Origin of the sequence: Streptomyces sp. NPDC047525 (assembly GCF_040643025.1) — a bacterium.
In the GTDB taxonomy this organism is placed as follows: domain Bacteria; phylum Actinomycetota; class Actinomycetes; order Streptomycetales; family Streptomycetaceae; genus Streptomyces; species Streptomyces durmitorensis.
Genome location: NZ_JBEYTL010000007.1, coordinates 324850 through 346966, shown reverse-complemented (window position 1 = coordinate 346966; position 22117 = coordinate 324850). Strand labels below are relative to the sequence as shown.

Here is a 22117-nt window from a genome sequence, read left to right as displayed (position 1 = left end):
AGACTAGAAGCCATATAGGCCAGAGCGTGTCCTAGATGCGCGGCATCCTGTGTGACATGACTTCGACTTCCGGCACGACCTCGGAACGGTCCGGCGGTACGGACACCCCGGCTCGGCTGCTGCAGCTCCTCTCCCTCCTCCAGACCCCGCGCGAGTGGCCGGGCGGGGAGCTGTCGGACCGGCTCGGCGTCAGCCGCCGTACGGTGCGGCGCGACATCGACCGGCTGCGGGACCTCGGCTATCCGGTGCAGGCGAGCCAGGGGGCGACCGGTGGATACCGCCTGGTCGCGGGCAAGGCGATGCCTCCGCTCGTCCTGGACGACGAGGAGGCGGTGGCCATCGCGGTGGGGCTGCGGGCGGGGGCGGGCCACGCGGTGGAGGGGGTGGAGGAGGCGTCGGTCCGGGCCCTGGCGAAGCTGGAGCAGGTCCTCCCGTCGCGCCTGCGCCACCGGGTGCAGACCCTCCAGATCGCGACGACCCCGCTGACCAGCGGGGACGGGGCCAGCATCGCGCCCGAGACGCTCACGGTCATGGCATCCGCGGCGGCGGGCCAGGAGCGGCTCCGCTTCGCGTACCGCTCCGGCGACGGCACGGAGACCCGCCGGCTCACGGAGCCGCACCGGCTCGTGTCGACGGGGCGGCGCTGGTACCTGGTCGCGTACGACATCGACCGCGACGACTGGCGCACGTTCCGGGTGGACCGGGTGTCGTCCCCGTTCGCGACCGGGGCGCGCTTCGTCCCGCGGGAGCTTCCGACGGGGGACGCCGCGGAGTACATCCGCCGGTCGATGTGGCGGGGCCAGCCTTCGTACGCGATCGACGTGACGTTCGCGGAGTCCGCGGAGACCGTCGCGACGAGGCTCCCGGCCCTGGGGGCGCCGGAACCGCTGACGGCCAGGAGTTGCCGCGTGCGGGCCACGGTGACGGATGCGGTGGACTGGCTGGCGGTACGGCTCGCCATGACAGGCTGCGATTTCGTGGCCCACGGGCCCCCGGAGCTGGTGGCTTCCCTACGGGACCTGGGCTCCCGCCTGACCCGGGCGTCGTCCGGCTGATCCTGCGGGGCAATCGGGCGGGTGTGCGGGAAAAGAAGAATGAGCCCCGGTGCCGGGGGGGATGGCACCGGGGCTCAGCTGGTGGGGCCGCCGAGCAGGCCGCTCAGGCAGCCGCGTCGAAGCCCGTGTCCCGAGCCAGCTTCTTCAGCTCCAGAAGCGCGTGCTTCTCGATCTGGCGGATCCGCTCCCGCGTCAGCCCATGCTGCTTGCCGACCTCCGTAAGGGTCCGCTCGCGGCCGTCCTCGATGCCGTACCGCATCTTGATGATGGAGGCCGTGCGCTGGTCGAGGCGGCCGATCAGGTCGTCCAGTTCCTCGCTGCGCAGCAGCGTCAGGACGGACTGCTCGGGCGAGACCGCGGAGGTGTCTTCCAGCAGGTCACCGAATTGCGTGTCTCCGTTGTCGTCCACGCCCATGTTCAGTGAGACCGGGTCGCGCGCCCAGTCCAGGACGTCCGTCACACGTGCCGGAGTGGAGTCCAGCTCGGCGGCGACCTCTTCCGGCTCCGGGTCGCGCCCGTGCTTGCGGTTGAACTCGCGCATGACCCGGCGGATCCGCCCCAGCTCCTCCACCAGGTGGACGGGCAGCCGGATGGTGCGGGACTGGTCGGCTATGGAGCGCGTGATGGCCTGACGGATCCACCACGTGGCGTACGTGGAGAACTTGAAGCCCTTGGCGTAGTCGAACTTCTCGACCGCGCGGACCAGGCCCGCGTTCCCCTCCTGGATCAGGTCGAGCAGCGGCAGACCACTGCGCGGATAGCGGCGCGCCACGGCCACGACGAGCCGGAGGTTCGACCGGATGAAGACGTCCTTGGCCCGCTCGCCGTCGGCGACCAGCGCCTCCAGCTCCTCGCGGGACGCCTTCGCGCCCGCGCCGGAGCTCTCGACCTCGCCGTCGATTATCTTCCGGGCGTACACACCGGCCTCGATGATCTGGGACAGCTCGACTTCCTTGGCGGCGTCGAGCAGCGGCGTACGCGCGATCTCGTCGAGGTACATGCCGACCAGGTCGCGGTCGGCGATCTCCCCGCCTACGGCGCGAACACTGCGTGCCGCGTCGGTCTCGCCGGAGGTGGCGGACTTACGACGGGCGACGGCACGGGTTGCCATGCGTGCTCCCTTGCGTGTGGAGGTCCTGGTCGGCCCTTTTCACGGGCCTCTGTGGTGGAAACCACACCCTTCCGGGTGCCCTGCTTCCGATGGAAACAACGACTGGAATCCGGACAGAATTCCCAAGCCGTGCATCTATTTTCCTGACGTTGCAGTACCCTGTGCCGCCACAAGGGGAGGCCAGATGCCGTCGGAACGTACAGAGGTGCAGGTCAGGCCGGGCGCGGAGGCTGATCTCGCGGCCCTGACCGACATCTACAACCACTATGTACGTGAGACGGCGATCACATTCGACACGGCCGTCTTCCTGCCGGAAGAGCGCCGCCCTTGGCTGCTCTCCCATCCTGAAGACGGCCCCCACCGCCTATTGGTTGCCCAGGAGCGGGATTCCGGCCTGATCCTCGGATACGCCACCAGTAGTCCTTTCCGAACGAAGCCCGCGTACGCCACCTCTGTGGAAGTCAGCGTCTACTGCGCCGCCGATGCCGCGGGCCGTGGCATCGGCACCCTGCTCTACAAGGCGCTCTTCGAGGCCCTGGAGGGCGAGGACCTGCACCGCGCCTACGCCGGGATCGCCCAGCCGAACGACGCGTCGGAGCGCCTCCACGAACGTTTCGGCTTCCGGCATGTCGGCACGTACCGCGAGGTGGGCCGCAAGTTCGGCCGCTACTGGGACGTCGCCTGGTACGAGCGTCCCCTGCACGCCCGGCCCTGACCCGGGTCTTAGGTCCTGACCAGGCCCGTCCTAAGCCCTGACCTAGGGCGCGGCCTAGGCCGCAGGACCGTTACACCCCGCGCGCACCCGTCCTAGCGTGCCCGCATGGACGCCACAGCCGACACCTCAGGCACCCTCGACGAAGCCCTCCAGCGCCTGCACGCATCGGGCCCCGAGCGGCTCGGACGGCTCACCAACCACGCGCCGATGGCCGTCGAGGCGCTCGCCGCGCACGGCCGCTCCGGTGCGGTCCACCGCTGGCTCGAGCTGTACGCGCCGAAGTTGGAGGAGTACCCGAGCACGGTCGGGACAATCACCGGCGACACGTGGCGCGAGGCTCTCGGCGATCCGCGCCGCGCCGCGGACTGGATCGCGTACTTCGGCCGGGAGATCGGCGAACGCCCGTGGCGCGACGTCCTCGCCGCCTGGTGGCCGCTCCTGCTGCCGGGCATGTACGGCGGCTCCACCCACCCGGTGATCCGCGTGGGCCACGCGGTGCGCACGCTCCTGAGAGGGGACGAGACCGGACCCCGCCTCGCGGAACTGGCTCACGGCCTCGGCTACTGGGCCGCCCGCCACCACCCCGTCACCGGCGTCGAGCTCCTGCCCCTGAGCGCGGGCACGGCAGCCGCCGCCCTGGACGCCGTCGAGCCGGTCCCGGACAGGGCCGAGGGCAGCTTCCCCGCCAGGCTCGGCCGGGTCGTGGGCCTGCCCGCGTGGGCGGCCGGCGTGAGCGACCCGGACGAGGCGCACCGCGGGCTCACGGAGCTGGTGCGCGCGGCCACCCACCGGTACGCCACGCACGGCCACGGCGAGGAGACGATGCTGGTGCACGCGTCGACCGCGCCCAACGCCGTGCTGCGCGCTCTGCCCGCGCTGCCCCGCACCCTGTGGGCGCCGAGCCTGCACGCGGCGTGGACGGCGTCGGCCGCCGTGACCTCGATGTACGCCCCTGACGCCCCGGTCGCGTACACGGCGCCCGGCACCTTCGCCCCCGAGGAGGTCTTCGAGCGGGCCCTGGCGCACGGCGACGAGCACGTCATCAAGTTCACCGACACGGCACTGGACGTGGGCGACGAGCGGGCCCTGGCATCCGCCCTGCGCGCGATCGAGATCAGCGAGCCGCTGGTCTGACGCCCCGGCTCAGCCGAACTGCACCGACCTCTTGGCGAGCCCCATCCAGAACCCGTCGATCACGCTCCGCTGGCCGCCGAGGTCCCCCGAGGCCTCGGCGGCCCCCAGCGTCACGAACAGGGGCGCGAAGTGCTCCGTGCGCGGATGTGCGAGCTCGCCCGCCGGGGACTTGTGCAGGAAGTCGAGGAGACCGTCCACGTCGCCCGCTTCGAGCGCCTCGTGCCCCCACGCGTCGAACTCCACCGACCACGACGGCGTACCGCCCTGGCGCAGCGCCGCCAGATTGTGCGTGAAGAAGCCGCTGCCGACGATCAGCACGCCCTCGTCCCGCAGCGGCGCCAGCTTGCGTCCGATGTCCATCAGGCTCGCGGGATCGAGGGTCGGCAGGGAGATCTGGAGGACGGGGACGTCCGCGTCCGGATACATCTCGACGAGCGGGACATACGCTCCGTGGTCGAGCCCGCGATCCGGGATGTCCTGCACCGGCGTACCTGCCCCGCGCAGCAATTTGCGTACGGAATCAGCCAGTTGAGGGGCGCCCGGAGCGGCGTACGTGACCTGGTAGTAGTGCTCGGGGAAGCCCCAGAAGTCGTACACCAGCGGCATCGTCCGTGTCGCGCCGAGCGCGAGCGGGGCCTCCTCCCAGTGGGCGGAGACCATGAGGACGGCCTTGGGGCGCGGCAGCTCCGCCGACCAGGCGCGGAGCTGGTCGGGCCAGAGCGCGTCGTCGGCCAGCGGCGGCGCGCCGTGGCTGAGGTACAGGGCGGGCATGCGCTCCTGGGTTGCGGTCATGGCGGCGCCTCCGAGAACGTACAAAGAACGATTTACTTTAACTCTCAAGCTTTCGCTCGAGGACGACCCTACTCCCGCATTGTTTAAGTTTCAAGGAAGGGCTGCGTACAGTGGAGTACATGGACACGGCACCCACTTCTCCCCCCGACGGGGAACCGCGCTGGCTCGACGACGACGAACAGCGCACCTGGCTCGCGTACCTGCAAGCCACCACGCTCCTGGAAGACCACCTCGACCGCCAGTTGCAGCGCGACGCCGGTATGCCGCACATCTACTACGGCCTCCTCGTCCAGCTCTCCGTCGCCCCGCGGCGGCGCCTGCGGATGACGGAGCTGGCCAGGAACACCAAGATCACCCGGTCCCGTCTCTCGCACGCGATCGCGCGCCTGGAGAAGAACGGCTGGGTGCGCCGCGAGGACTGCCCCTCCGACAAGCGGGGCCAGTTCGCGATCCTCACCGACGACGGGTACGAGGTCCTGCGCCGCACCGCGCCCGGCCATGTCACCGCCGTGCGCCAGGCCCTCTTCGACCGGCTCAGCCCGGAACAGCAGAAGTCCCTCGGCGAGATCATGGTGATCGTCGCCGAGGGACTTCAGCCGAAGGAGGCGGGGGCGGACCTGCCCTGGCTCCGCTAGGCCTCCCTGTTGAACAACCGGGTCAGTGCGCGACCACCGGGATCCGGATCTCGTCCTCGACACCCTCGGTGTCACCCGAGCCCGAGGCGGCGGGAGAGCCGCCCTGGGCGCCGGCGTTGATGAGCGCGAAGGCGATCGCGGCGGCGGCCGCCAGGATGCCCACGGCCCACCAGATGGCACTGGTGTAGCCCTCGACCATGGCCTGGGCCTGCATCAGCTTCTGCGCGGCCGGGGTCGTCGCGCCCGCGGCGTGCGAGGCGACGTACGCGGTCGTGGCGGAGGCGGCGATGGTGTTCAGGAGAGCGGTGCCGATGGCGCCGCCGACCTGCTGCGAGGTGTTGACCATCGCGGAGGCGACACCGGAGTCACGCGGCTCGACACCGTGCGTGGCCAGCGACATGGCGGGCATGAACGCCGTACCCATGCCGAGGCCGAGCAGCAGCTGGCCGGGCAGGATCACACCGGCGTACGAGGTACCGACGTCGAGCTGCGTCAGGAACAGCATGCCGGCGGCGGCGACCAGGAAGCCGGGACCCATGAGCAGCCGCGGCGGGACGCGGGTCATCAGGCGGGCGCCGATCTGCGTGGAGCCCGTGATCATGCCGACGATCATCGGCAGGAACGCGAAGCCGGTCTTCACCGGCGAGTAGCCCTGGACGATCTGCAGGTAGTACGTGAGGAACAGGAACAGGCCGAACATCGCGATGATCGCGAGGCCGAGCGACAGGTAGACGCCACCGCGGTTGCGCTCGGTCAGGACGCGCAGCGGAAGCAGCGGCGACTTGACCTTGGCCTCGGTGACGACGAACGCGGCGAGCAGCACGGCCGACGCGACGAACATGCCGATCGTCAGGGAGTCCGACCAGCCCGCCGACTCGGCGCGCGTGAAGCCGTAGACGAGAGCGACGAGACCGAGGGTGGAGAGGACCACGCCCGGGATGTCGAGCGGCGAGCGGTTGCGGGCGCCGGACGGCTCACGGATGACGAAGTAGGCACCGAGCGCGGCGATCACAGCGAAGGGGATGTTCACGAAGAACGTCCAGCGCCAGTTCAGGTACTCGGTGAGGAAGCCGCCGAGGATCAGGCCCACGGCGCCACCGCCACCGGCGATCGCACCGTAGATGCCGAACGCCTTGGCGCGCTCCTTGGCATCGGTGAACATCACGGCGAGCAGCGAGAGGGCGGCGGGCGCGAGCAGCGCGCCGAAGACACCCTGCAGGGCGCGGGCGCCCAGCATCATGGCCTCGCCGGTCGCGGCGCCGCCGAGCGCGGAGGCCGCGGCGAAGCCGATCAGGCCGGTCACGAAGGTGCGCTTGCGGCCCCAGAGGTCGGCTATGCGGCCGCCGAAGAGCAGCAGACCACCGAAGGCCAGGGCGTAGGCCGTGATGACCCACTGGCGGTTGCCGTCCGAGATGCCCAGGTCCTGCTGGGCGGAGGGCAGCGCGATGTTCACGATGGTCGCGTCGAGCACGACCATCAGCTGCGCGAGCGCGATGAAGATCAGCGCTTTCCAGCGCCTGGGATCTGTTTCTGACATGGGAGTAGCCACCTAGCGATACGTGTGCTGAAAAAAGTGACGGAAAGCGACGCGCACTACGGCGTACGGCGAAGTCGAATGATGTCGGGCGAAGTCGGCTGGAGTCGAGCGAATTCGGGCGAGGTCGGCCGGGCTCAGGACTGGCGGAGATCCTCCAAGGTCGCCGATGCACCCGGCAGCTCGGAGCGGGCCGGTGCCATCAGGCCGTCGAGGAACAGCTGGAGATGGCGGTGGACGAAACGGTCCATGTTCAGGCACGCGGTGCCGGGCAGCGGCCTGGTGAGCTGGGAGAGGGCGACCATCAGGTCTCCGACGGCGATGTCGGTGCGCAGCTGCCCGGCCGCGCGCGCCCGTTGCATGAGCCCGTCGACGACGGCTTCGAGCCGCTCGCGGGCGTCGACCAGATCCGGATGATCGGGGTCGAAGGCCGCCTGGAGCATCGGGCACAGGGCACCGATCCGCTCGTCGGCGGAGGCGTGCACGAACCGGCGCAGGGCGTCGAACGCGACACCCTGGTCCGCGTCGGCCGCCGCGATCGCTTCCTCGGCGTGTGCCGAGACGCGGTCGGTGACCAGCAGGACGACCTGGTGGACCAGTTCGGAACGGTCTGCGAAGTGCCGGTAGACCGTGGCATTGCCGACGCCGGCCCGGCGCGCGACCTCGTCGAGCGGCACATCGGGGCCGAACTCGACGAACATCTCGCGTGCGGCGGCGACGATCCGCTCCCGGTTGCGCAGGGCGTCGGCCCGCGGGCGGGGCGTGCGGCGCTGTGCAGCGGTGGCGGTTTCCACGGCGGCTCTCCTCAAGCTTGGTGATCGAGCTGGTGATCAAGCGGTGATCGAGCTGGTGATCAAGCTGCTGATCGAGTCTCGGGACGGTGCCTGAGCCTCGGATGCGCGATGCGGGGAACCACTCCCCGTTTCGCTCGGACACAGGTCTAAACGGGGAGAGAGTCCCCGGATATTTCCCACTGCCCGACTTTCTTCATGTGACCCGCGTCACGCCTCCATGGGCGAGAAACCCACGATCGGTCGCACCCAGCGAGCGCCCGCGCACCCTCCGGCACAGGGTGATCGAAAGGGTGCAGCCAGGACCGGCGGCTGCCGCAAAGGGAAGGCCCACGCATGCAGCAGCCGACCTGGAGGCAGATACGCGCAGCCCGACGTGGCGCGGCACTCGCCACATGCGCCGTCCTTGCCCTCACGGTCACCACATCGGCGAGCACCGGCCGCCTGATGGAGGAGTCCCCCACGGCGGCGGGCCCCGTGTCCCTGGCCCGCGCGACGACACTCAGCCCGTGCATGATCAACGGCACGATGGGCGTCCAGATGTCGGAGGGCGTGCCCACGCCCGCCGGATACTCCCGCTCCACGGGCACCGTCCGGGCCCTGAACCTCATGGTCGACTTCTCCGACGCCCCCGGCGAGGGCACCGCGCTCGACCGCCTCTCGGAGTTCTTCCCGCAGACGTCGGACTGGTTCCGCACCAGCTCCTACGGGCGTCTCGACTACCGCCCCGAGTCGCCGATCCCCGACTGGCTGCGGATGCCCAAGAGCTTCAAGCAGTACGGGATAGAGCGCGGTGCCCCCTTCGACCCGGGCTACCGCGATCTGGTCCAGGACATCGTGGCGGCGGCCGATCCGGACGTGGACTTCCGGGAGTACGACCTGGTGAACATCCTCATCACGCCGAACGCGGGCCCTTCCGCGCTCGACACGGTCCTTTCGGTGACCTTCGCGGGCAACACCGAGGCGCCCGTGGCGGACGGCGTCCCGGTCTCCAACGCGTCCTTCGTCTACAGCCGCCAGGACGACGGCTCGGGCAGCTACCGCGAGACCGGCTACCGCGTGCTCCCGCACGAGAACGGCCACGTCTTCGGCCTGCCCGACCTCTACACGCAGGAGGGCGGCGGCGCGGTCGGCCACTGGGACATCATGAGCGAGGACTGGGGCGCCAACAACGACCTGCTGGCCTGGCACAAGTGGAAGCTGGGCTGGCTCGACGACGACCAGATCAGCTGCGCGTCGAACGCGGGCACCACCGAGCACACGCTGAGCCCGCTGCCGACGAGCGGCGGCACCAAGCTCGCCTTCGTGCCGCTGAGCACGACCAAGGGGTACGCCGTCGAGGTGCGCACCCAGGGCGGCAACGACGAGGCGGTCTGCAAGCCCGGTGTCCTGATCTACCGGGTGGACGCGGAGGTCGACACGGGCCAGGGCCCGGTCTCCGTCTCCGACTCCACCAAGGACAGCGGAGGCTGCACGCGCCAGCCGAACGTCCACGCGGAGCTCTCGGACGCGACCTACGAGCCCGGCGAGACCTTCACGGACAAGAGGACGGGCGTGCGCATCACGGTGACGGACATCGACGCGGAGGGCCGCTACCGGGTGCACGTCACGCGCCCATGAGGCCGCGGCTCATCCGCCGTTGACCTTGGAGGAGCCCGCGCCGGGCACGGTCTGCTGCACCTGGCGCAGGAAGGCGGCGTTGTCCGGGGTCTTGCGCAGGCGCTCGATCAGCGCCTCCAGGTTGCTCTGCGGGTCCCTGCCGTGCAGGGCGCGCCGCAGCCCGCGTACGGCGGTCAACTCGGCGGCGGGGACGAGCAGTTCGTCACGGCGCGTGCCGGAAGGGGTGACGTCGACGGCGGGGAAGACACGGCGCTCGGCCATGCCGCGGTCGAGGCGGAGCTCCATGTTGCCGGTGCCCTTGAGCTCCTCGAAGTAGTAGTCGTCGGCGCGCGATCCGGTCTCCACGAGCACGGTGGCGAGCATGGTCAGGGACCCGCCCTCCTCCGCGCACCGCGCGGCGCCGAAGAGGCGCTTGGGGCCCTGGATGGCGGCGGCGTCGACACCTCCGGAGAGGGTGCGGCCGCCACTGGACGCCGCGTTGTTGTACGCACGGCAGAGCCGGGTGAGGGAGTCGAAGAGCATGACGACGTCCTTGCCCTCCTCGGTGAGCCGCTTGGCGCGCTCGACGGCCAGTTCGGCCAGGGCGATGTGCTGCTTGGCGGGCCGGTCGAAGGTCGAGGCGAGCACTTCGCCGCGTACGGAACGCTTCATGTCCGTGACCTCTTCGGGCCGTTCGTCGAGCAGGACCACCATGAGGTGCGCCTCGGGATGGTTCGCGCTGACGGCGGCGGCGATCTGCTGGAGCAGAACGGTCTTGCCGGTGCGGGGCGGCGCGACGATCAGGCCGCGCTGGCCCTTGCCGACGGGTGCGACGAGGTCGATGAGCCGGGTCGCGACACTGGCGCCGCCTTCACCGGGCGCCTCCAGACGCAGCCGCTCGCGGGGGTGCAGCGGGGTGAGGTCACCGAACCGTGCGCGCCTGCGCAGGGCTTCGGCGGAGTGTCCGTTGACCCGCTCGACGGAGGTGAGGGTGCGGGCCTTGCCGCAGCTGCCCTGGACCATGTCGCCCGCGCGCAGGCCGAGTTGGCGGATGAGCGTGGAGGGGACCTGTACGTCGTTCGGGGTGGGGAGGCAATCGCCGGTGCGGAGATGGCCGTTGGCGTTGTGACTCACGTCGAGGATGCCGGATGCGGCGACGACGGGGGCCTCGGTGGCTGTGGTGGTCTTGTTCCGGGTGATGGTTGCGGTACTCATGATGGGGTCCTTTCGCGGACATGCGAATGAGGGGCCCGGCAGGACGGTGTGTTCACGTCCCGTACGTCGGGCGGAGAGAAGAACTGCAGCAAAGGGCTTCGGAGAAACACGAATGTCTCGGAGCTTCGGAGCTGCGGGGGCCTCGGTGAGGCGGAAGAAAAGAAGATCGGCACCGGCGCCGCAGAAGGCGGCGTACACACGTGCTGTTCGCAAGGTAGCACAGCTTGCGGGCCGCCGAGCGTGACGTGGGTCACCGGAAGCCCGCCCGGATCGCACCCGGACCGCACTCGGACCGCACCCGGACGGCTGCACCCACCCACATGGTGCGCTCCCCGGTTATGTGGGCCCCACACATGGGAACCCCGCACGGCCCACCCTTACGTTTCCGGCCATGACGAGCCCCACTCCCCGCGGTGCCGACCCCGCAGGAACCCCCGCCAAAGCCCCCGCAGGAACGGACCTCACCGGACGCACCGCCCTGGTCACCGGCGGCGCCAGCGGCATCGGCCGGGCGTGTGCCGTGGCCCTGGCGCAGGCAGGCGCCTTCGTCCACGTCGTGGATCGGCACGCCGACGCGGCCAAGGACGTCGCCGACGCGATCGACGGCGAGGCCCACGCGGTGGACCTCGCCGATCCCGCGGCGGTGGACACCCTGCCCGCCCGCGCCGACATCCTCGTCAACAGCGCGGGGCTCCAGCACGTCGCCGCCATCGAGGAGTTCCCCCCGGAGCGGTTCGACCTGATCCAGAAGGTCATGGTCACCGCGCCGTTCCTCCTGCTGCGCCGGACCCTGCCCCACATGTACGCCCACGGCTGGGGCCGCGTCGTGAACATCTCCAGCGTGCACGGCCTGCGCGCAAGCCCCTTCAAGTCGGCCTACGTCGCCGCCAAGCACGCCCTGGAGGGCCTGAGCAAGGTCACCGCCCTGGAAGGCGCGGAGCACGGCGTCACCAGCAACTGCCTCTGCCCCGGCTACACCCGCACGCCCCTGGTCGAGGACCAGATCAGCGCCCAGGCCGCCGCCCACGGCATCGCCCCCGAGCAGGTCCTCACCGACGTACTGCTGCGGCGCTCGGCCGTCAAGCGGCTGATCGAACCCGCGGAGATCGCCGCCGCGGCGCTCTGGCTCTGCGGCCCGCACAGCGGCTTCGTCACCGGTGCCTCGCTGCCCCTGGACGGCGGCTGGACCGCCGGCTGAACAACCACCGCTCCCCCAGCGCCAATTCACCACACGTCCCCATCGAGAAACGGATCACGCCATGGCAGCCGCAACGCCGCGTGCCCAGGGCAAGACCCCGGGCAGGCCAGGTATCGCCCGCATCATCAGCGCCAGCCTCATCGGCACCACCATCGAGTGGTACGACTTCTTCCTCTACGGCTCCGCCGCCGCCCTGGTCTTCAACACCCTCTTCTTCCCCGACAGCGACCCCCTGGTCGGCACGCTCCTGTCCTTCCTCACCTACGCCGTCGGCTTCGCCGCACGGCCCCTGGGCGGTGTCGTCTTCGGCCACTACGGCGACAGGATCGGCCGCAAGAAGCTGCTCGTGCTGAGCCTCATGATGATGGGCGGCGCCACCTTCGCGATGGGCCTGCTGCCCACCCACGCCACCCTCGGCGTCGGCGCCCCGATCCTGCTCACGGTGTTGCGCCTGATCCAGGGCTTCGCGCTCGGCGGCGAGTGGGGCGGCGCCGTCCTGATCGTCTCGGAGCACGGCGACGACAAGAACCGCGGCTTCTGGGCCTCCTGGCCGCAGGCCGGCGCCCCCGGCGGCAACCTCCTGGCCACCGGTGTCCTCGCGCTCCTCGCCGCCGTCCAGTCCGACGAGGCGTTCCTCGCCTGGGGCTGGCGCATCCCGTTCCTGCTCTCCGGCGTGCTCGTCATCATCGGCCTGTGGATACGGGTCTCGGTCTCGGAGTCCCCGCTGTTCCTCGAGGCGCAGGCCCGCGCGCAGGCCGAGGCCGCCAAGGCCGGTCCGGCCGCCGCCAAGCAGGACGCGCCGGTCGTCGAGGTCTTCCGGCACAACTGGCGCGGCGTCCTGACCGCCATCGGAACGCGGCTCGGCGAGAACGTCTCGTACTACATCCTCACGGCCTTCGTCCTGGTCTACGTCACCGTGCACCTGGAACTGCCCAAGAGCACCGCCCTGAACGCCGTGCTCATCGGCTCCGCCGTGCACTTCGTGACGATCCCGCTGTGGGGCGCGCTCTCGGACCGCATCGGGCGCAGGCCCGTCACCCTGATCGGGTCGATCGGCATGGCGGCGTGGGCGTTCGCGTTCTTCGCGCTCGTCGACAGCAAGTCCTTCGCCGTGATCACCCTGGCGGTCACGGTCGGGCTGCTCCTGCACGGCGCGATGTACGGGCCGCAGGCCGCCTTCATCTCCGAGATGTTCGACACGAAGGTCCGCTACTCCGGGGCCTCGATGGGCTCGCAACTCGCGTCCATCATCGGCGGCGCGCTCGCGCCGATCATCGCGGTCGAGCTGCTCAAGGACTTCGGCTCCGCGACACCGGTGGCGCTGTACGTCTGCGTGACCGTGGTGATCACGACGCTCACCGTGCTCGTGGCCAAGGAGACGCGGGGCCGCTCGCTCGCCGAGCGGAGTGCGGCTCCCGGGGATTCCTCCGCCGCCGCTCCCTCGGCGACAATCTCGACCTGACCCGCACCACCCCGCTCCCGGAGGCGACCCGTCGTATGCCAAGGTCCTCAGACGCCGCCCACCGGGAGCAGGCGTTCGCCGCCCTGCGCGAGCTGCTCGACCTGCTCGCCCACGACGCGCCGGCCGAGCAGTTCGCCAAGCCTGCCGCGGCGGCCCGCGCGGCCGGGGCGAGCGGCGCCGAGCTCACGGCCATCGACGAGGCCACGCAGACCGCGCTGCGCGTGCGCCGCACCCTGAACCAGCACCAGCGCAGGGAGGCCGAGCTCACCGCGCTCTTCGACACCGCGGGCGACCTCGCGGCCCTCCGTGACCTGGACGCGGTCCTTCGCGCCATCGTGCACCGGGCCAAGCTGCTGCTCCGCACGGACGTCGCGTACCTCTCCCTCAACGACCCTGCTGCGGGCGACACTTACATGCGCGTGACGGACGGCTCGGTCTCCGCCGCGTTCCAGAACCTGCGCCTGGGCATGGGCGAGGGGCTCGGCGGCCTCGTCGCCCAGACCGCCCGTCCGTACGCCACCGGGGACTACGAGGTCGACCCCCGTTTCCAGCACACCCTCACCATCGACAGCGCCGTACTGGAAGAGGGCCTGCACGCCATCCTCGGCGTGCCGCTGCGGCAGGGCACGCACGTCATCGGTGTCCTGTACGCCGCCGACCGCACCGCCCGCGCCTTCACGCCGGACGAGGGCGCGCTGCTCTCCTCGCTCGCCGACCACGCGGCGATCGCCATCGACAGCGCGCGCCGCATGGAGGAGACCAGGGCCGCGCTCGTCGACCTGAACGAGGCGTCACAGACCATCCGCGCGCACAGCGAGGCCATGCTCCGGGCCGAGGACGCGCACGACCGCCTGACCGATCTCGTGCTGCGCGGCGGGGACTTCACGGAGGTCGCCACCGCCATCGGCGCGCTCCTGCGCGGCGGCACCCTCATCCACGACGCCGACGGCACCGAACTCGCCCGCGTCGACGCCGACCCCCGTACGCCCCCGGCCAAGGCCGTCGCCGCATCGCGCGCCAGCGGCCGGGCCGTCCCCCTGGAGGGCACCTGGGTGTGCGCGGTCCTCGCGGGCCCGGAGCTTCTGGGCAGCATCGCCCTCACCGGCCGTGCCGACCTCGGCGAGGCCGACCGCCGTCTCTTCGAGCGCGCCGGGGTCGTCACCGCGCTGCTCCTGCTCCTGCGCCGCTCGGCCGCCGAGGCCGAGGACCGCGTACGCGGCGAACTCCTCGGCGACCTGCTCTCCCTCTCCGGCACTCCGAGCCGCCTCGCCGCGCGCGCCCGCCGCCTGGACGTCGATCTGGCCCTGCCCCACTCGGTGTTCGTCGCCCACAGCGAGGCGGCCTCCCGCAGGCTCCTGCTCTCGTCGGCCGCCCGCGCCGCCCGCACCCGCCAGGGCCTTTCGGGCCTGCACCATGAGCACGTGGTCCTGGTGCTCCCGGCCGACGACACCGGCTCCCGCGCCCGCGCGCTCGCCACCGAGCTCACCCAGGCCGCCGGGGCCCCGGTCACGGTCGGCGCCGCGGGCCCCGCCACCGGCCCCGAAGCCCTCGCCCAGGCCCACGCCGAGGCACTGCGCTGCCTCTCCGCCCTGCGCGCGCTCGGCCACACCGGGCAGGGCGCGGACCTGCCCGACCTCGGCTTCCTCGGCGTACTCCTCGGCGACGACACGAACCTCGACGCGTACGTGCGCCGCACGCTGGGCCCGGTCCTGGACTACGACACCAAGCGCGGCACGGAGCTTGTCCACACACTGCGGGCGTACTTCGCCTGCGGGATGAGCCAGTCCAAGGCCAAGGACTCGCTCCACGTCCATGTGAACACCGTGGTCCAACGCCTCGACCGCATCGGCCACTTGCTCGGCGCCGACTGGCAGTCCCCGGAGCGCTCCCTGGAGATCCAGCTCGCCCTGCGCCTGCACGCCTACACCTGGGCGACCACGTCGCCTTGATCCTCGGCAGCTTCCTCGGCGGCTTCCGCGGCGGTGGCGGTGACGGCCGGGACGAGGAAGGTGGCGACGAGCCCGAGGACGACGAAGCCCGCGGCGACATAGCCGCCGAGCGCGACCCCGTCGGTCATCGCCGAGCGTGCCGCGTCGGCGACGGACGCGGTCTCCGGGCGGTCGGCGAGGGGCCCGATGGCGGCGCCCGCGCTGTCGGTGACGGCGCCGGTGATCTGGTCGGCCTTCCCGGACGGCAGACCGGCATCGCTCAGCCTGTCGCGCAGATTCGTGCTGAGGGTGGTGAAGAAGACGGTGGTCAGGGCGGCGATCCCGAGTGCGGAACCGAGCTGGCGGAAGGCGCTCTGAATGCCGGAGCCCTGCCCCGCGCTCTCGTGCGGCACCTCGGCGAGGACCACGTTGGTGACCTGCGCGGTGGCGAACCCGACGCCGATTCCGTACAGGAAGAGCATCAGCGCCACCGTCCACCAGGAGCTGTCCGGCGCGGCGATGAACCCGACCCCCGCGAGCCCGACGACCTCCAGCGCAAGCCCGATGCGCACCTGCCCGAGCGCCGGGACCCTGGCGGCCAGCGGGAAGCTCGCACCGGTCGCGACGAAGCTGCCGATGGCGATGGGCACGAGGGCGAGCCCGGCCTCCAGGGCGCTGTAGCCGAGGGTGAACTGGAGCCACAGCGGGAGCACCGCGACGATGCCGAACTCTCCGAGGCCGATGATCAGGGTCGCGATGTTGCCGTTGCGGAAGGAGGCGATCGAGAACAGCCGTACGTCCATCAGGACCCGTGCGGACTCACCGCCCCGGCTGAGCGCGATCTGCCGCCGGACGAACGCGAAGAGCGTGCCTGCGGAGAGCACGAGGGCGACGAGCACGGGCGAGGGACCGCTCGCCCAGCTGACCCCGAGAACGTCCAGCGGTTCGATGCTGACGATCCAGCCGTACGTACGCCCTTCGACGAGCCCGAAGGCGAGCAGCCCGAGCCCCACCGCGGAGAGCACCGCACCGGCCACGTCCAGCCGCCCCTTGGTCCGCGGCGAGGGAGCCATGTAGAGCAGCACGCCGGCGGCGACGAGGACGGACAGCGGCACGTTGATGCCGAACGCCCAGCGCCACGAGACGTGTTCGGCAAGCCAGCCGCCGAGCAGCGGGCCGAGCGCGGCGGCGGCGCCGATGGTCGAGCCCCAGATGGCGAAGGCCTGGCCGCGCGCCTTGCCGGTGAAGGTCGCGTTCAGCAGGGAGAGCGAGGTCGGCAGGATCATCGCGGCGCCCGCGCCCTGAAGGAAGCGGGCCAGGATCAGCAGGCCGCTGCCTGGCGCGAGCCCGGCGAGCACGCTGGTCGCCCCGAAGACGACGACACCCGCGACGAAGATCCGGCGGGCACCGAAGATGTCCGCGAGCCGCCCGGTCAGCAGGAGCAGCGCCGCGAAGACGATCGCGTACGACTCCTGGATCCACTGCGCCTGGCCGGAGCTCGCGTCCAGGTCCTCGATGACCGAGGGGACGATCACGTTGACGATCGTGGTGTCGACCACGATCAGGGCGACGCCGAGCGCGATGGCGATGAGGCCGAGCCATCGGCGGGCGGTGGGAGCGGTGGGGGACGGGTCACGCATCTCGTTGATACCTCCATGGTGAAGTAATTCCACGGTGAAGGTAATGTCGGGCCGGTAAGTTGTCAAAGCACGAGCACGGGCAGGCAGAGGGACGAGAGAGGGCGGGCGCGGTGGCGACGGAGGAACCGACACCCGGCGAGGTGACGGCGCAGCGCGAGCGCCTGATGGACGGGCTCAGGGGCTACGGCGAGCGGTACAACGAGCTCAGCCGCCGCTTCGCCGTCTGGCTCGGCCTGCACTCCACGGACGCGGACGCCCTCCTGGAGATCGTCACCGCCGAGGACAACGGCACCCCGCTCTCCCCGGCCCGCCTCAGCGAACGCATCCTGCTCTCGTCGGGCGCCACGACCGCGCTCCTGAACCGGCTCGAAGCCGCGGGCCACATCGACCGCACCCGCGAGCACACCGACCGCCGCGTCGTCACGCTGCACAGCCGCCCGGGGATCCGGGAACGCGCCGACGAGTTCTTCACGCCGCTCGCGGGGCGCATGGACGCGACGATGGCCCAGTACCCGCCCGAACTCCTCGCCCGCTTCGAGACGTTGCTCGCTCAGCTGCGGGCGGCGATCGACGCGGACCTCGCGGAGCGGGACCGCCCCCGTTCCTGACGGCAGGACTGCCGGTCAGGAGCGTGCCTTCGGGCCCTGCCGCCGTAGCGCGGGGCCGCCGGTCCGCGGGGTGCGCATGGCCCCTTCGAGTGCCAGTCTGCGCACCGAGGACTGCAGCGCGTCGCCCAGCAGTGCGACCACCACCGCCCGTTCCGCCCGCTCCCGCGGGTCATGGCCGTCGGCGACGTACCGGGCTTCCACGCGTGCTGCTCGCTCGCTCGCCTCCGCGTAGGCGTCCAGGGCCTCCACCGCCAGTTCCGCGTGGCCCAGGCTCCGCGAGGCGAGGGCCGTGGCGATCAGCTTCCTGACCTCGGGGTCGTCCGGAGAGATCAGCCATCCCCGGCGGGTGAGGGTCTCCAGGACCGCCGTCCGGGCCTGCTCGTGGTCGGGGCCGTGCTCAGGCTCCGGCTCCGGCTCGTGCTCACGAAGCGCGCGGAGCACACCGAGGGTCGTCACGTCCGGCGCCGTCATCGCCACCAGGACGGCGCGCACCCGGGCGAGCGGGACCCCGCCCAACTCGCTCAGCGCGCGGACGAGCCGCAGCCGGTGTTCGTGGTGGGGGCCGTAGGTGGCCTGGTTGGGGCTGGTGAGGCTGCCCGGGGAGAGCAGGCCCTGGCGGAGGTAGTACTTGATCGTCGGTATCGGCACGCCGACCCGACGGCTGAATTCGCCGATGCGCAATTGCCCCACCTCCGCCCGGTCCTGCACTCCGACCTCGCATGACAGATCCCGCACGACGGCCGCCGGATACACCCGCACGCCGGTGTATCCGCGATGCCACGGCACGGATCTCTCAGTGCAGTGCCGGAACGGATGACGGGGGATGGGTGGCGTGGCGACACAGATCGCAGTCGGGGTGGACCTGGTCGAAGTGGACCGGATCCGCAGGCTCCTTGCGGACAACCCCGCCGCGGAAGAGGACATCTTCACCGGCCGCGAGCGGGCCTACTGCGCCGCCAAACGCAATCGTCTCGCCCATCTGGCGGCGCGGTTCGCCGCCAAGGAAGCCGTCCTGAAGGCGCTCGGCACCGGGCTCGGTCCCGGCACCCGCTGGACCGACGTGGAGGTGGTCAACACCCCGCTCGGACGCCCCCGGGTGCGCCTGTCCGGCGGGGCCGGGGACCGGGCGGCGAAGGCCGGGGCCTCCTCGGTCGAGCTCTCGCTCTCGCACAGCGGGGAGTACGCCATCGCCCACGCCGTGATGTTCCTAGACGAAGGATGACGATGCGTTTCCATCTGATCGACCGAATCGACGCCTGGGATGCGGGGCGCACCATCAGCGCCCGCAAACTCACCTCCTGGCTCGAGGACTTCTGGCGCCACGAGGGAAACGGCCCACAGATGCCCGAGCCGTTGATCCTGGAAGCCCTCTGCCAGGCCGGGACGTGGCTGATCATCGCCACCACCGGGGTACGGCAGCGCGCCGCGCTCCTCTCCGTGGACGGGGTCTCCTTCCATGAGCCGGTGCGTCCCGGCGACACCCTGGTCCTTGAGGGGACGGTCGAGTCCATGGGCGAGGAGACCGCGGTCCTCTCCGGCACGGCGTCGGTGAACGGCAGGACCGTGATGAAGGCCGAGGCCGTGATGTGCGCCCTGCTGCCCGCCGAGGATCTCGAGGACCCCGAGGACACCCGTCGGATGCTGGAACGCCTCACCCGGGTACCGTCCGGCGGTGGTCGCCGATGAACGGCACGCAGCCGATGCGGCGGGTCGCCATCACGGGGGTCGGTGCCGTCACCCCGCTCGGCAACAGCGCCGCCGAGACCTGGCAGGGCCTGGCCGAAGGCCGCAGCGGCGTGAGCGCCCTGGAGACCTTCGACGCCGCCGCCTTCCCGGTACGGATCGCCGGCCAGGTCAAGGGCTTCGACCCCAGGAGCGTGGCACCCGCCAAGCAGCGACGTCATCTCTCCCGTGCCGCGCTGTTCGCGCTCGCCGCGGCCCAGGAGGCGCTGGCGGACGCGGGCGAGGGCTGGAACACCGCCGATCCGTACGACCGGGGGGTGGCCGTGGCCGGCACGGTCGGCAGGCCCGAGCTCCAGGAACTGGTCGACATGTCGCATCAGTTGAGCACCAGCGACTACCACGATCTGTACCGCCAGGCCCCCGGTGACGTACTGCTGCGCAACCAGAACGTGGGGGTCGCCGCCGTCGCCGGGGCCGGAAACTGCCGCGGCCCCATGGTCGGCATCTCCACCGCCTGTGCGGGTGCCGCGCACGCGATCGGCGAGGCCTACCGGCGCATCCAGGAGGGCGAGTGCACCCAGATGCTCGCCGGCGGCTTCGACGCGCTGACGACCTGGATGGACGTACTCGGCTTCTCGCTGCTCGGCGCGATCACCGACCGCTGGAACGACGAACCGGAGCGGGCATCGCGCCCCTTCGACTCCGACCGCTCCGGCTTCGTCCTCGGTGAGGGCGCGGTCATCGCGGTCCTGGAGGACTGGGAAAGCGCGGTGGCTCGCGGCGCCCGTATCCATGGCGAACTCGTCGGCTACGGCTCGACGTTGAACGCCTACCGCATCACCGACTCGCCGCCGGACGGCGGCGGCGCGATCTCCGCGATGCGGGACGCGATGGCGGAGTCGGGCCTCGGCCCGGACGGCGTCGACTACATCGCCGCGCACGGGACGTCCACGCCCGGCAACGACGCCAGCGAGACCCTGGCCATCAAGAAGCTCTTCGGGAAGCACGCCCACGAGCTGTGCGTGAGCTCCCCCAAGTCCATGACGGGCCACCTCACTTCGGCAGCCGCGGGCGTCAATCTGATCGCGGCGCTCGGCGCCATCCGTGAGGGCCTGGTGCCACCGACCATCAACCTCGACCGTCCCGATCCCAAGCTCGATCTCGACTACGTGCCGAACAAGGCCGTGCACCGCCCGGTGCGCGCCGCTCTGGTCAACGCCTTCGCGTTCGGCGGCACCAACGCCTGCTTCGTGGTCAAGGCCGCGACGAGCGAGGGACCGGGCGAAGTACCGAGTGCGGGACCAAGTGCGGGACCGAGCGAAGGAAAGGCAGCATGACAGCGTTCGACGAGGTCCTCGACGTGGTACCGGGCGACCGGGCGGTCGCCGTCCGCAACGTCCCCGGCACCCTGCACGTGTTCGCCACTCACTTCCCCCGGTTTCCCGTACTGCCCGGCGTGCTGATCCTGGACGACATCGTCCGGGCCGCCCGGCTCGCCGCCCCCCGGCTGCCGCGAGGCTCCCGCTGGGTGCTCGCCGAGGCGCGGCGGGTTCGCTACCGCCATTTCGCCGAGCCCGGTGACCGGCTGGAGATCAGCGTCAAGGTGACCGAGGCGACCGAGTCGTCCGTCACCTTCAAGGCGGCGGTCGGCGTCGGCGGGCGGGACATCACCACGATCCGCCAACTCCGCCTGGAGAAGGGCGAGGTGACGGCATGAGGCGGGTCGCGGTCACCGGCATCGGAGTACTCACGGCCCTGGGCGACGGCCGGGTCGAGACCTGGAAGGCGCTGCTCGACGGGCGCAGTGGCATCGGGCCGATCCAGGGGTACGACCCCGCGTCGCTCTCCACCCGGATCGCCGCCGAGCTGACGGACTTCAAGGCGACCAGGTACGCCCCTCGCAAGTCCCTGCGGATGACCACGCGCAATGACCAACTCGCCATCGCGGGCGCCGCGTTGGCCGTCGAGGACGCCGGTCTCGAACTCGAGGCGGCGGGGTACGACCCGGAGCGGGCCGGGGTGTTCGTCGGCGGCAACAAGGAGATCTCCAACCCGGAGCATCTGCTGACCGGCAGTCTGGCGGGCCGCCGCGAGGACGGCAGGGCGGATCTGCGGCAGCTCGGCGAGCGCGCCTCGTCCGCGTTCTATCCGCTGTACTTCGTGGAGGGCCTGCAGTCCGCATCGCTCTTCCATCTCTCGCACGCGCACGGCTTCAAGGGCGCCAACTCCTACTACCACGGCACCGCCGACGCCGGAGTGACGGCGCTCGCCCGGGGCTTCCGCTCGATCCGCCACGGCGAGTCCGACGTGGTGATCGCCGGCGGCTTCGACGACGCCGCGTCCTGGTGGGTGATGTCCAAGATGGACGGCCTCGGCGTGCTCACCACCCGCAACGAAGCGGGCGCGGGCGCCTTCCGTCCGTACGACCGGGAGCGCAGCGGCTCGGTGCTCGGCGAGGGCTCGGTCTTCCTGGTCCTCGAGGAGTGGGAGTCCGCGCGTCGCCGCGGCGCCCATGTGCACGCGGAGATCGGCGGCTTCGGCGCGACCCAGGACCCCGACCTGGTCACCCCGCACCCGGACGGCGAGCCACTGGCCGCCGCGGTGCTGCGGGCCCTGCGCGAGGCCGGGGTGGACGCCGCCGATGTCGACTATGTGGCCGCCCACGGATGTGCGACGCGGCTCGGCGACCGGACCGAGGCACGGGCGCTGACCCGGGTCTTCGGCCACGACTCCGCCACGGCCGCGGGCAGCGTCAAACCGGCGACCGGGCATCTCGTCGCGGGCGCGGGGGCGCTCAACGCGGCGGTCTGCGCGATGGCGATCGACGGCTCGGCCCTGCCGCCGACGCTGGGCCTCGAGCGGCTCGACCCGGAGTGCGCGGGGATGGACTGGGTGGCAGGACAGGCCCGCGAGGGACAGGTGCGGCACACCGTGGCGATCGGCCGCGGTCTTGAAGGGCAGCAGACGGCGCTCGTGCTGAGCGCACCCACCGAGCAGGCTCACAGGGGGAATTGACG

At 71.3% G+C, this 22117-nt stretch carries 21 protein-coding genes; 14 read left to right on the top strand and 7 right to left on the bottom strand.

The window, feature by feature from the left end; translation table 11 throughout:
- The first annotated feature begins 56 nt into the window (after positions 1-56).
- Complete coding sequence (locus ABZ833_RS22510) at positions 57-1055, top strand: YafY family protein (RefSeq protein ID WP_361049298.1); 999 nt, start codon at positions 57-59, stop codon at positions 1053-1055.
- A gap of 103 nt (positions 1056-1158) precedes the next feature.
- On the opposite strand, the gene ABZ833_RS22505 is transcribed toward ABZ833_RS22510, so the two are convergent.
- A complete protein-coding gene (locus ABZ833_RS22505) occupies positions 1159-2166 on the bottom strand; it encodes a sigma-70 family RNA polymerase sigma factor (RefSeq protein WP_249589372.1) in 1008 nt (335 codons plus the stop codon).
- Between the two features lie 184 nt (positions 2167-2350).
- Here ABZ833_RS22505 and ABZ833_RS22500 point away from each other — a divergent pair, with 184 nt between their 5' ends.
- Positions 2351-2881: an N-acetyltransferase family protein gene (locus ABZ833_RS22500; protein WP_361049295.1), complete on the top strand. Its 531-nt coding sequence runs from the start codon at positions 2351-2353 to the stop codon at positions 2879-2881.
- 105 nt (positions 2882-2986) lie between these two features.
- Positions 2987-4015: a questin oxidase family protein gene (locus ABZ833_RS22495; RefSeq protein WP_361049293.1), complete on the top strand. Its 1029-nt coding sequence runs from the start codon at positions 2987-2989 to the stop codon at positions 4013-4015.
- 9 nt (positions 4016-4024) lie between these two features.
- On the opposite strand, the gene ABZ833_RS22490 is transcribed toward ABZ833_RS22495, so the two are convergent.
- On the bottom strand, positions 4025-4807 hold the full coding sequence (locus ABZ833_RS22490) for a class III extradiol ring-cleavage dioxygenase (protein WP_361049291.1): 783 nt from the start codon (positions 4805-4807) through the stop codon (positions 4025-4027).
- A 119-nt stretch (positions 4808-4926) separates the two neighbouring features.
- On the opposite strand from ABZ833_RS22490, the gene ABZ833_RS22485 reads away from it, so the two are divergent.
- Positions 4927-5442 carry a MarR family transcriptional regulator gene (locus ABZ833_RS22485; RefSeq protein ID WP_361049289.1) on the top strand — a complete coding sequence of 172 codons (516 nt, stop codon included), beginning with the start codon at positions 4927-4929 and terminating at the stop codon, positions 5440-5442.
- A 22-nt stretch (positions 5443-5464) separates the two neighbouring features.
- On the opposite strand, the gene ABZ833_RS22480 is transcribed toward ABZ833_RS22485, so the two are convergent.
- Entirely contained in the window at positions 5465-6979 is a 1515-nt protein-coding gene (locus ABZ833_RS22480) for an MFS transporter (RefSeq protein ID WP_361049287.1), read from the bottom strand.
- A 134-nt stretch (positions 6980-7113) separates the two neighbouring features.
- Positions 7114-7770 (bottom strand): helix-turn-helix domain-containing protein, encoded by a 657-nt coding sequence (locus tag ABZ833_RS22475; protein ID WP_361049285.1) that lies wholly within the window; start codon positions 7768-7770, stop codon positions 7114-7116.
- Between the two features lie 333 nt (positions 7771-8103).
- Between ABZ833_RS22475 and ABZ833_RS22470 the strand changes: the two genes are divergently transcribed.
- On the top strand, positions 8104-9387 hold the full coding sequence (locus tag ABZ833_RS22470; protein WP_361049283.1) for a M6 family metalloprotease domain-containing protein: 1284 nt from the start codon (positions 8104-8106) through the stop codon (positions 9385-9387).
- Positions 9388-9396: 9 nt separating this feature from the next.
- On the opposite strand, the gene rho is transcribed toward ABZ833_RS22470, so the two are convergent.
- Positions 9397-10581, bottom strand: coding sequence for a transcription termination factor Rho (gene rho / locus ABZ833_RS22465; RefSeq protein WP_361049281.1), 1185 nt, complete (start codon positions 10579-10581; stop codon positions 9397-9399).
- A 391-nt stretch (positions 10582-10972) separates the two neighbouring features.
- Between rho and ABZ833_RS22460 the strand changes: the two genes are divergently transcribed.
- The 3 genes from ABZ833_RS22460 (at position 10973) to ABZ833_RS22450 (ending at position 15190) form a co-directional block, all read left to right on the top strand.
- Positions 10973-11779 (top strand): 3-hydroxybutyrate dehydrogenase, encoded by an 807-nt coding sequence (locus tag ABZ833_RS22460; RefSeq protein ID WP_361049279.1) that lies wholly within the window; start codon positions 10973-10975, stop codon positions 11777-11779.
- A 61-nt stretch (positions 11780-11840) separates the two neighbouring features.
- Positions 11841-13241 (top strand): MFS transporter, encoded by a 1401-nt coding sequence (locus ABZ833_RS22455; protein WP_361049277.1) that lies wholly within the window; start codon positions 11841-11843, stop codon positions 13239-13241.
- 35 nt (positions 13242-13276) lie between these two features.
- Entirely contained in the window at positions 13277-15190 is a 1914-nt protein-coding gene (locus ABZ833_RS22450; RefSeq protein ID WP_361049275.1) for a GAF domain-containing protein, read from the top strand.
- On the opposite strand, the gene ABZ833_RS22445 is transcribed toward ABZ833_RS22450, so the two are convergent.
- Complete coding sequence (locus tag ABZ833_RS22445; RefSeq protein WP_361049273.1) at positions 15163-16809, bottom strand: DHA2 family efflux MFS transporter permease subunit; 1647 nt, start codon at positions 16807-16809, stop codon at positions 15163-15165. The genes ABZ833_RS22450 and ABZ833_RS22445 overlap by 28 nt on opposite strands.
- A 164-nt stretch (positions 16810-16973) precedes the next feature.
- On the opposite strand from ABZ833_RS22445, the gene ABZ833_RS22440 reads away from it, so the two are divergent.
- On the top strand, positions 16974-17417 hold the full coding sequence (locus ABZ833_RS22440; protein WP_361049669.1) for a MarR family transcriptional regulator: 444 nt from the start codon (positions 16974-16976) through the stop codon (positions 17415-17417).
- Positions 17418-17432: 15 nt separating this feature from the next.
- On the opposite strand, the gene ABZ833_RS22435 is transcribed toward ABZ833_RS22440, so the two are convergent.
- Positions 17433-18203 (bottom strand): MerR family transcriptional regulator, encoded by a 771-nt coding sequence (locus ABZ833_RS22435; RefSeq protein WP_361049271.1) that lies wholly within the window; start codon positions 18201-18203, stop codon positions 17433-17435.
- 46 nt (positions 18204-18249) lie between these two features.
- Here ABZ833_RS22435 and acpS point away from each other — a divergent pair, with 46 nt between their 5' ends.
- Genes acpS through ABZ833_RS22410 form a run of 5 tightly spaced genes read left to right on the top strand, consistent with a single transcriptional unit; the run spans position 18250 to position 22115 of the window.
- Positions 18250-18639 carry a holo-ACP synthase gene (gene acpS, locus ABZ833_RS22430; RefSeq protein WP_361049269.1) on the top strand — a complete coding sequence of 130 codons (390 nt, stop codon included), beginning with the start codon at positions 18250-18252 and terminating at the stop codon, positions 18637-18639.
- Between the two features lie 2 nt (positions 18640-18641).
- A complete protein-coding gene (locus tag ABZ833_RS22425; protein WP_361049267.1) occupies positions 18642-19103 on the top strand; it encodes a hotdog domain-containing protein in 462 nt (153 codons plus the stop codon).
- The gene (locus ABZ833_RS22420) at positions 19100-20437 is read left to right on the top strand and encodes a beta-ketoacyl-[acyl-carrier-protein] synthase family protein (protein WP_361049265.1); all 1338 of its coding nucleotides are present in this window, start codon (positions 19100-19102) and stop codon (positions 20435-20437) included. Before ABZ833_RS22425 ends, ABZ833_RS22420 begins: the two co-directional genes overlap by 4 nt.
- Positions 20434-20817, top strand: coding sequence for a hydroxymyristoyl-ACP dehydratase (locus tag ABZ833_RS22415; protein ID WP_361049263.1), 384 nt, complete (start codon positions 20434-20436; stop codon positions 20815-20817). The genes ABZ833_RS22420 and ABZ833_RS22415 overlap by 4 nt, the downstream gene beginning before the upstream one ends.
- Positions 20814-22115, top strand: a complete 1302-nt coding sequence (locus tag ABZ833_RS22410) for a beta-ketoacyl-[acyl-carrier-protein] synthase family protein (RefSeq protein WP_361049262.1) — start codon at positions 20814-20816, stop codon at positions 22113-22115. The genes ABZ833_RS22415 and ABZ833_RS22410 overlap by 4 nt, the downstream gene beginning before the upstream one ends.
- Positions 22116-22117 lie beyond the last annotated feature (2 nt).